The sequence below is a fragment of the Geomonas sp. genome, assembly GCF_056994735.1.
In genome coordinates this window covers 1-10,276 of the sequence record NZ_JBXKJL010000259.1, presented here as the reverse complement: position 1 = coordinate 10,276, position 10,276 = coordinate 1, and the positions used below count along the sequence as shown (strand labels likewise).

Below are 10,276 nucleotides of genomic sequence, written 5' to 3'. Positions count from 1 at the left end.
TAGTGACGCAGATGATTTGGGAAAGGTAGGTCAGAGCAAAGTGCAAAAGCCGGTCATAGCTGTAACCATGGGCGATCCGTGCGGGATCGGGCCTGAAATCATCGCGGCGGCGCTGGCTGACCCCGCTGTCACGGCGCTGTCGAGGCCGCTGGTCCTGGGGGATCGGCGTGCCATGGAGCGCGGCATCGCGGTTGCCGGAGCTTCGCTGTCGATCGAAACGGTTGACGGGCTGCCGCCCGGGGAACCGCGCCCCGGCGTGCTGTACCTGCGTGAACTGAGCAGGCTCTCGCCCGAGGACATGGTCTACGGGAAACCTGCCTCCGCCGCGGGGGACGCCTGCTACCGCTATATCTGCGAGGCCGCCAGAATGTGCCTCGACGGTTCGGCCGCCGCCATGGCCACGGCTCCCATCAACAAGGAGTCGATGAACAGCGCCGGTCATCACTACCCGGGACACACGGAGCTTCTGGCGGAGCTGACGGGTACCAGGGAGTTCGTCATGATGCTCGCGGGGGACCGGCTGCGGGTGACTCTGGTAACCATTCACGAGGCGCTGTCGAAGGTCCCGGAGCTGGTGACGTTCGACCGCGTCCTCTCCACCATCCGCATCACCCACGAATCGCTCTCCCGCTGGTTCTGCCGGACTCCCCGGCTGGCCGTGCTTGCCCTCAACCCCCACTGCGGGGAAGGGGGGATGTTCGGCGATGAAGAGAGCAGGGTCATCGCACCCGCCGTCGCCGCCGCCAGGGGCGCCGGCATCGATGCAGTCGGACCGCTGTCGGCCGATACCCTCTTCCATTTCGCCACCGGCGGAGGGTACGACGGCGTGGTCTGCATGTACCACGACCAGGGCCTCATCCCGCTCAAGCTTTTGCATTTCGACGACGGCGTGAACGTCACCCTCGGCCTTCCCATCATCCGGACTTCGGTCGACCACGGGACGGCCTACGACCTGGCGGGAACGGGACGCGCATCGACCGCCAGCATGAAGGCAGCCATGGTCATGGCCGCCCGGATGGCGGAAAAGGGCGCCGCCGGGAACGCTTGCGGAAATAAGGAAGGCGGAGGGGAAGCATGAAAAAGTACCTGTGGTGGGGCGTAGCCGCCTTCGTTGTCTATCTCGTCTATGTCGTCGTGTCGCTCTACTTCCTCCCTCCCGTCGATCAGCTCAAGGACCGGAAGGTCAGCATGACCATCCAGGTCAAGGACTGGCACGGCGATTACCATCCCCTGGTCGTCGGCCCCAAGAACCGCTACTGGACTCCCTCCACCAGCATCCCCTCGGAGATGAAATGGGCGGTGATCCTGGCCGAGGACGCGGGCTTCTACAAGCACGAGGGCATCGACGTCAAGGCCATCAAGAACGCCATCAAGTACGACCTGGAGAAGAAGAGTTTCGCCAGGGGAGCCTCGACCATTACCCAGCAGGTGGCCAAGAACCTTTTCCTGTCGCGGGAGAAGACCCTGACCCGCAAGGTGAAGGAGGTTTACCTCGCCAAGCGGATGGAACAGGAGCTCACCAAGGGGAGAATCATCGAGCTCTACCTCAATGTGATCGAGCTGGGACCGATGGTCTACGGCATCGGCCACGGCGCCCACTACTACTTCGGCAAGTCCGCAGCCGACCTGACCCCGCGCGAGTGCGCCTTCCTGGCCGCCATGCTCCCCGGGCCGAGGGTGGCCTACAATCCGTACAAGAACCTGGGAAAGGTGCTGAAGAGGTCGAACATGATCCTGAGGCTCCTGGCGTCAAAAGGGGTCCTCTCGGAGGGCGAGTACCGGACGGCGCTGGCCGAGGTCCCGAACCTGGGGCGGATGCAGAAGAAGGTGGACGAGAGCATCAAGAAGGTCGAGGTCATGGCCAACATGTCCAGCGCCCGCGCGGCCGAGCCGCCGGAGCCGAAGGAGGAGGCAGGGCAGGAGGCGCCGCAGGGCCCTTCGCCGGCACCTGCCACCCCGCCTGAACCGGCGCCGGCTGCAGGGCCTTCACCCGCCGAGGGACCGGCTCAGGGCGAGAAGCAGTAGCTTCTTTGCCGTAGCACGTTCGTCCCCATTCCCCCAGCGTTGTCCGGTTAGCTACTTGCATCTGCCCATTTCTCCACTTTTCAAGCTCCCCCTCTCCCATGGGGAGAGGGAGCAGTTTCGAAGGAAGATTGGGAAGGGAAAGAGGCAAAGCAAAAACCTAACCGGACAACACGGCCCTCCCCCTCCCTGCCCCTCCCCCTCCGGGGCGGGAACTCCGACGACTTCTCTCCTCATTACCGCCGCACCATTCGCGATCTTCTCCGGCTCCTCCGTACGCTCGTTAACAATCAACTCCTCAAGTTCCCATTAAAGGTGCCGATTGGTAAAGGGAAGTAAATCCCGGCTGGACTGGAGTAGAAATGGAATCGACTATTTCAGGGACCGTCGTCGTCGTCGACGATGACCCTTTCGTGCTGGAGAGCGTATCGCTGCTCCTTTCCATGAGCGGCCTGGAAGTGCACTCTTTCTCCAACGGCTTCGAGGCTCTCGAACGAATCCGTCACTTTCCCCCGCACACCATCCTGACTGACGTGAACATGCCGGTGATAACGGGCATCGAATTGCTGGAAAAGATCCGGGAGATAGACCACGATGTCCCGGTGATCCTGATGACGGCCTATGCCGAGCTGGGGATGGCGGTCTCGGCCATCCAGAAGGGTGCCTTCGACTTCATCATCAAGCCCTTCAAACCACCCTACCTGATGCACGCCATCGAGAAGGGGATCAACTACAAGCGCCTGGTCCTAGTCGAGAAAAACTACAAGATGGAACTGGAGCGCACCGTGGAAATCCGCACCCGGGAGCTGGCGGATGCGCTGGTGCAGATGCGGAGCATGAGCCGCGAGACCATCGAAAGGCTCACCGCGGCGGCGGAATTGAGGGATGAGGATACCGGCAGGCACATCTCCCGCATCGGCCTTTATGCCAAGCGGCTCGCTGAGCAGATGGGCATGCCGCAGGATTTCATCGAAACCATCGCCATAGCCTCCACCATGCACGATGTCGGCAAGATCGGCATTCCCGACTCCATCCTGCTCAAGAACGGCCCCCTCACCGCGGAGGAGTTCGGCACCATGAAGAGCCACACGGTCATCGGCGGCAGGATCCTCTCCGGCTCCAGTCACAAGGTGCTGCAGATGGCGGCCTCCATCGCCATGACGCACCATGAGCGCTGGGACGGCGGCGGCTATCCCAACGGCCTCAAGGCTGAGGACGCGCCGGTGGAAGGGAGGATCGTCATGCTGGTGGACCAGTATGACGCCCTGCGCAGCAAGCGGGTCTACAAGCCGGCCTTCGATCACCGGAAGACCTCCAATATCATCATCGTCGGTGACGGCCGCACCATGCCCCACCATTTCGACCCCGCCGTGCTGGAGGCCTTCCGCAGCACCGAGGCCGACCTGGAGGAGATCTTCCAGTGCAACCAGGACGCCGAGTCGGGGCAGCCGGAGTAAACGCGAGCGACAATGGCGCCCTTCAGCCTCAGAATAAAGATGACCGTGGTGGTCTTCCTTATGGTCAGCGCGGTCATCTCTGCCGTCGTCGGTCTGGGACTCTTCTTTTTCATCAGCGAGTTCAAGGAGAACGTCGCGAGCAGGCAGTTGTCCGTGGTCTCGGCCATGGCCGTGGAGCTCGATGAGAAGATCCTGGCGGCCCAGAGCGAGCTGGTGGCCGTGGCGCGCAGCATCAGGCCGGCCCAGCTCCGTGACATGAAGGAGATGCAGCGCTTTCTTGACGAACGTCTCGACGTGCAGCAGGTCTTCGCAGACGGCACGGGATTTCTCGCCAACGGTAAACTCCTCGCCTGTTCGCCGGGTCAGGACATCCTGATAGGAACCGACTTCTCGGCGCGGGAATTTTACCGAAGGACCGCGGCCACGGGCAAGCCGTACATCTCGGAGCCGTTCCGAATCGCCCGGGGTGCGGGCCACCCCACGGTGGTCTTCACCGCCCCGGTCTTTGACGAGAAGGGGAAACTCGCCGGAGTGCTCGGGGGGCGCCTGGACCTGATGGAAGAAAATTTCCTCGGCCATCTGGGACACGTGAAGATTGCGCAAGGGGGGGATTTCTTCCTCTTCAACAGCAGCAGGCAGCTCATCGTCCATCCCGACCGGGAACTTGTCGCCGGCGGGGAGGTAGGCGGCGGGAACCGTCTCCTGGTGGAGCGGGCGCTGGCGGGGTTCGAGGGGAGCGGCGAGACGGTGACGCGCAACGGTGACCCTGTCCTTTGCTCCTACAGGAAGCTGAAGACCACGGGGTGGATACTGGGGGCGAAGCTGCCGGTCTCGGAGGCATATGCCACCATCTACCGCGCCGAAGCGCTGGTGCTGTCTAGTCTGGCCCTGGCCCTTCCGGCGGCCTTGCTGGCGGTATGGTTCCTGGTAGGGCGCCTGACCCGGCCGCTGCTCCTTCTGGCAGGAACGGTCGGCGACATGGCAGGGGAGGGGGGCACTTTCACACCTGTCCCGGTGGCGAGCGGAGACGAGATCGGTGTCCTGGCCAGCGCCTTCAACAAGGTCATGCAGGAATTGGATAACCAGCGGGCTTTGCTGGAGAAGGAGAAGGGGCTGGCCGAACAGCTCCTGCGGCACACGGCGGTACCTTGCTATGTAATAGACGCAGAGCACCGGGTCATCATCTGGAACAGGGCCTGCGAGGAGCTGACGGGGCTTAATGCTGCGGAAGTGCTGGGGACCACGGAGCCGTGGCGGGCCTTTTATGACTCTCCGCGCCGGGTGCTGGCCGACGTGGTCATGGACGGCAGCCTTCACGAGATGAGCGATCTCTACGGCTGTTACGCCGATTCGCCGCTGATTCCTGAAGGGTTACGGGCGGAGGGGTGGTTTCAGCTCAGGGGGAAGCAGCGTTACCTCGCCTTCGATGCGGCTCCCATCCGCGACGGGGAAGGGCGGCTGATCGCCGCCATCCAGACCCTGCAGGATGTCACCCTGCGCGCCACCACCGAGGAGCAGCTACGGGGGATGGTGGCGGCTATCGGGGAGAGCGAGGAGCGGTTCAGGCGCCTGGTCGAGCTTTCCTTGGACGGCATCGCCATCCTGGTGGACCGCCGCTTCGTCTTCATCAACCCCGCAGGGTGCGAGATGCTGGGGGCCGTGGTGCCTGACGAGCTCCTGGGCAGGGAGATGCAGGACTTTATCCAGCGGGAATCGGAAGAGCTTTTCCTGGAGCAGTTGGTATATGCCGACCAAAGCGGGTCGAACGCCCCGTGGGTCGAGGAGAGGTTGTTAAGAAGGGACCGCACCTCGCTCGATGTGGAACTCGGGGTGAGCCGCTTCGTGTACCGGGGCGAGAAGGCGCTGCAGGTTATCTTCCGCGACATCACCGAGCGCAAGCTGGCCAAGGCGCGGCTGGAGACCCTGGCGCACTACGACTCCCTGACCGCGCTCCCCAACCGGGTCCTCTTCTTCGACCGGCTGCAGCACGCGGTGAGCGAGGCGGAGCGCTATCGGCACCCGCTGGCCCTGATGTTTCTGGACCTCGATCGTTTCAAGGAGATCAATGACGGCCTGGGGCACGCAGCCGGAGACCTGGTCCTGGTCGAGACGGGACGCAGGCTCAAGGATTGTGTGCGGGCCTGCGACATGGTGGCGCGGATGGGCGGCGACGAGTTCACCATCATCCTCAGCAAGCTGGCCGACGAGGTCGACGCGGCGCTGGTGGCCGAGAGGATCATCCAGTCGCTCTCGCAGCCGTTCAAGGTGGAGGGTACGATGGCGACCATAGGGGTCAGCATCGGCATCTGCGTCTATCCCACCTACGGCACCGACCTCGATGGGATCGTGCGCCAGGCGGACCTGGCTCTCTACCGGGCGAAACGGGACGGCAGGAACGGCTACTGTTTTTATAGGCAGGGGCTAGAGACAGGGACTAGGGACTAGGGACTAGGGACTAGGGACTAGGGACTAGGGGCTAAAGGCTAAAGGCTAAAGGCTAAAGGCTAAAGGCTAAAGGCTAAAGGCTGAGGCGAAGCGAGGTAGGGCAGAGGAGGGCAGAGGAGGGCAGAGGAGGGACTAGAGCTAGCTGGCCTTTTCCTAGCCCCTAGTCCCCAGTCCCTAGCCCCTTTTTTTTACACCCTGATGCTCTCGACCGCGTTGGCGTCGAGCGCGTGAAGGACCGCGATTTCGGTCTTCGTTCCGTTGCAGGTCACCCCGACCGTGGCCTCGGCTCCCGCCTCGGCCTTGGTGTAGCGCAGAAGGACCTGCGCGGCCCTGGTCAGAAGTTCCTCGCTGCTCTCTCCCATCAGCGCAGCCAACGGGCTCGAGCCGCCGCTCCAGCTCAGGGTCGCCTCACCCGGCTGCACCGCCGCCTCCAGGAGATCGTTCTCCGCTTCGTTTCTCCCCATGATGAGCTTGCTCCGCCTCCCGATCCTGAAGTGCCTCCCCAGCTTCAGCATCCTGAAGTCCCTGAGGTTCAGCTCGTCGCTGTGGTCGAAGACGTCGCGTATCTTGCCGACGAAGGAGAGCTCGGTCAAGAGGCAGCCGCCGGCAGGGCAGGGATAGTTCTTCACATCGAGCTCCTCCGCCAGCTCCATCTGTTCTTTCCTGCCGCGCCCGTGGATGCCGAGGAGCTTGCTGCGGTCGACCCAACCCTCGATCTCGGGAATGGTGGGCTGGAAATGCTGGGCCGAGAGCGGACGCAGCAGCAATCCTTCCAGGCCGCTCTCCTTCTCGATCACCCGCAGGGTGTCGCGGCGCTGGCTCATCGGCCGCTGCCCCAGCACCTCGCCGGTGAAGACGAAGTCGGCCCCGATCTCCTCCATGTACTCCTTGGCCTTTTTCAGCAGGAAGATGCGGCAGTCGATGCAGGGGTTCATCCCCTTGCCGTGGCCGTGCTTCGGGTTCCTGACCAGTTCGAGGTAGTCGACCCCCTTGTGCATGACCTTGATCGGGATGTTGAATTCCCCCGCTACCCGGACCGCCTCGGACTTGCAGCCCGAGTTCTTGCCGGTGCAGGTGCAGAAGGGGGAGGTGAAATTCAGCGCCTCTACCGCTATTCCCTGGTCGAGGATGACCTTGACCGCGAGGGTGGAATCGAGCCCCCCGGACAGCAGGGCGATGGCTTTTCTTTGCATGTGTTTTCTCCTATCTGGTGCTGCCGCCATCGGCGGGCGGCATTGGCCCGATAAGCTATCATGAAGGATAAAGGAAAGTAAAGGTTGTCCGTCACCCCGTTTTCAGGTACATTTCCTGAGCTGACGTCTGTAATACCTGGAGGTGAAGACATGACAGGGCTTGTCAAGGAAGGGTCCATCGGTGCCATTCTCTTCAAATCTCAGATAATAACTGAGCAGGAGCTCAGGGCGGCCCTGGAGGCGCAGAAGGTCTCGGGATGCCGCGTCGGCGAGGCGCTGGTCCGGCAAGGGGTGGTTACCCAGGAGGATATCGACTGGGCGCTCTCCAACCAGCTGAATATCCCCTATGTCCGGCTCAAGCGGGAGAACCTCGATCCCGCAGCCATCGCCCGGGTGCCGGGACAGCTGGCCAGGCGCCACAACCTCTTCCCGGTCTTCCTCTCCGGAAACGAGCTCTCGGTCGCGATGGCCGATCCCCTCAACAAGGAAGCCATCGATGAGCTGGGCCGCGTGACCGGCTGCCAGGTGAGCATTTCTGTCGGGCTGATCAGGGAGATCAAGGAGATGCAGGATCTCTTCTATCCCGACCAGGCCGCTCCCCAGCTCGGCTTCAGCTCCACCGAGTTTCCCGCCAAGGTGATGGAGGCCGTCAACGCCGATTTGTCGGCGGCGACCCTGCTGAACCACCTGCTCCTCAAGGTGGTCAAGCAGAAGTTCACCACGCTGGTGCTGCAGCCTTTGGGCGATACCGTCTCCTTTCTGGCCCGCGGCGGCGACAACACCGGCGAGTTGGGGCGTCTCGATGCCGTAAGCTACGGCAGCCTCACCGAGCGCATCCGCAAGCTGGCCCGCGTCGCCCCCGCCGGAGCCATCTCCGCCACCGGCGTCTTGACCTTCCTGTGGCAGGGGAAGAAGATACCCTTTCAGGCCCTGCTCCTCGGCGCCCTGGGCGGGGAGTACGTGACGCTCAAGCTGAAAATCTCTCCTCCCCCCTTGGCCGATCTGGCCGATCTGCGGCTCGCCCCCCTGAAGGCGGCGGACCTGCAGTCGCTGACGGAGGAAAAGGAAGGCCTGATTCTCATTTCAGGAAGGGAGCCCGAGGAGCGGTCGCGCCTGATGGACCTTTTTCTCGACGCCCGTGACACCTCCTCGAAGACGGTGCTGGTCCTGGGGGAGCGGCTTGGGCGGGGAACCAAGCATTTCCCGCGCATCCCTCTCAACCGCGACGGCATCGACCAGACCGCCTCGGTGATTTCGGCGGCACTGGAGCACGATCCCGACATCATCGTCATAGAGGACATATCGGAGGTGTCTGCCTTCATCGCGGCCAGCAAGGCGGTTATGCGCGGCAAGCTGGTGGTGGCCGGGATGTCCCACGGAGACAAGGGGGCCCTCATCAGGCAGCTCCTTTACCTCAAGCAGAAGAACTACCTCATCCCCACCCATCTCAAAGGCGCCGTCTCCGGCAAGGCCGTGCTGACCCTGTGCACCTCCTGCAAGGAGCGCTACAACCCGGCGCCGGAGGAACTGGCGGCGCTGAGGCTGCCCCCCGGCAGGAGGGAATACTTCCGCCCCGGCGGCTGTCCGGCCTGCGACCATACCGGGTACAGCGGACGGCGCTACCTGCTCGACGTGATCCGCTTCGACAAGGCCTTCCTGGAGGCTTTCGAGATGATCGGGAAGAGCGCGGAGATAATTGGCTACATGAAAGATAACGGCTATCGGGGCATCACCGAGGAGGGTACGGAGCTCCTGGAGAGGGGCGAGATCTCCCCCGGTGAATACGTCGCCTCCATAATACTTTGACGGAGATGAAAAATGGCAAGGATTGACGCACTGTTCAAACTGATGAGCGACAAAGGGGCCTCGGACCTGCATCTCTCCACCGGTGCCCCCCCGATCTTCAGGCTGCGCGGTGAGATGGAACGCCAGAATTTCAAGGTGCTGGCCCACGAGGAGCTGAAGTCCATCCTCTTCGAGATCCTTACGGAGAAGCAGCGCGAGACCTTCAACGAGAAGCACGACCTCGACTTCGCCTATACCGTTCCCGGCCTCGCCCGCTTCCGTGGCAACATGATGATGCAGCACCGGGGCATTGCCGCGGTCTTCAGGATCATCCCGACCAGGATCCTGTCGGCAGACGAGCTGGGCCTTCCGGAAGGTGTGCGTAAGCTCACGACCCTGAAGAAGGGGCTGGTGCTGGTAACCGGCCCGACCGGAAGCGGCAAGTCGACCACCCTGGCAGGGATGATCGACCTGATCAACAGCACCAGGAACGAGCACATCCTCACTCTCGAGGATCCGCTGGAGTTCATACACGAGAACAAGAAATCGCTCTTCAACCAGCGCCAGATCGGGGAACATTCGGAGAGTTTCGCCACCGCGCTCCGTGCCGCCCTGAGGGAGGATCCGGACGTGATCCTGGTCGGGGAGATGCGCGACCTGGAGACGATCAGCCTGGCCATGAGCGCGGCGGAGACTGGCCATCTGGTCTTCGGGACCCTGCACACCAGCTCGGCTGCCAAGACCGTGGACCGCATCGTCGACGTTTTCCCCAAGGATGCCCAGGAGACGGTGCGGACCCTGCTCTCGGAGTCGCTCAAGGGGGTCATCTGCCAGCAGCTCCTGAAGACGGCGGACGGCAAGGGGCGGGCTGCGGCGCTGGAGATCATGATCGGTACTCCGGCTATCGGCAACCTGATCAGGGAGGGAAAGACCTTCCAGATCCCGTCCATCATGCAGACCGCCAGAAGGGACGGGATGCAGCTCATGGACCAGCATATCCTCGACCTGTTGAAGACCAAGAGGGTGTCTCCGGAGGAGGCCTACCGCTGCTGCCAGGACAAGAAGCAGTTCGAGCAGTACCTCCCGGCCCCGGAGCAATAGGCCGGCTTCCTTCACCTGCGAGCCCTCTTACGAGGGCTTTTTTTTGCCTGTGGGAGGCGATCGGTTCAACCGGAGCGGCGGAGCGTGCACCGGATCTCCCCGAGGTAATCATCTGTAGGAGCGGCGTCCCTGTAAGAGCGGAAGCCTTCCGCGAAGAGCCCTGCGCTCGCGGCTCAGGCCGCAAGCGACATGAATCAGCTTGAGGCAGATATGAAATTCCCGATCTCTAACCACATAAGGGGCGTCCATCCCCCCCCCATCTCGGAAGTGAAG

The 10,276-nt window shown here is 62.8% G+C and carries 7 protein-coding genes; 6 read left to right on the top strand and 1 reads right to left on the bottom strand.

Annotated elements, in window-relative coordinates; genetic code table 11:
* Positions 1-67: 67 nt before the first annotated feature.
* The 4 genes from pdxA to AC11W3_RS11505 all read left to right on the top strand — a co-directional run bounded on the left by pdxA (position 68) and on the right by AC11W3_RS11505 (position 5,924).
* Positions 68-1,078 (top strand): 4-hydroxythreonine-4-phosphate dehydrogenase PdxA, encoded by a 1,011-nt coding sequence (gene pdxA / locus AC11W3_RS11520; RefSeq protein ID WP_484093048.1) that lies wholly within the window; start codon positions 68-70, stop codon positions 1,076-1,078.
* Positions 1,075-2,025: a transglycosylase domain-containing protein gene (locus tag AC11W3_RS11515; protein ID WP_484088237.1), complete on the top strand. Its 951-nt coding sequence runs from the start codon at positions 1,075-1,077 to the stop codon at positions 2,023-2,025. Before pdxA ends, AC11W3_RS11515 begins: the two co-directional genes overlap by 4 nt.
* A gap of 359 nt (positions 2,026-2,384) precedes the next feature.
* Positions 2,385-3,479: an HD-GYP domain-containing protein gene (locus AC11W3_RS11510; protein ID WP_484093047.1), complete on the top strand. Its 1,095-nt coding sequence runs from the start codon at positions 2,385-2,387 to the stop codon at positions 3,477-3,479.
* A 12-nt stretch (positions 3,480-3,491) separates the two neighbouring features.
* A complete protein-coding gene (locus tag AC11W3_RS11505) occupies positions 3,492-5,924 on the top strand; it encodes a diguanylate cyclase domain-containing protein (protein WP_484090765.1) in 2,433 nt (810 codons plus the stop codon).
* Positions 5,925-6,112: 188 nt separating this feature from the next.
* Here the strand turns inward: AC11W3_RS11505 and AC11W3_RS11500 are convergent, their stop codons facing one another.
* A complete protein-coding gene (locus tag AC11W3_RS11500) occupies positions 6,113-7,117 on the bottom strand; it encodes a hypothetical protein (protein ID WP_484090766.1) in 1,005 nt (334 codons plus the stop codon).
* 150 nt (positions 7,118-7,267) lie between these two features.
* On the opposite strand from AC11W3_RS11500, the gene AC11W3_RS11495 reads away from it, so the two are divergent.
* Both AC11W3_RS11495 and AC11W3_RS11490 read left to right on the top strand, forming a co-directional pair.
* A complete protein-coding gene (locus AC11W3_RS11495; protein WP_484090767.1) occupies positions 7,268-8,923 on the top strand; it encodes an ATPase, T2SS/T4P/T4SS family in 1,656 nt (551 codons plus the stop codon).
* Positions 8,924-8,935: 12 nt separating this feature from the next.
* Positions 8,936-10,003 (top strand): type IV pilus twitching motility protein PilT, encoded by a 1,068-nt coding sequence (locus AC11W3_RS11490; RefSeq protein WP_484090768.1) that lies wholly within the window; start codon positions 8,936-8,938, stop codon positions 10,001-10,003.
* Positions 10,004-10,276: the final 273 nt, after the last annotated feature.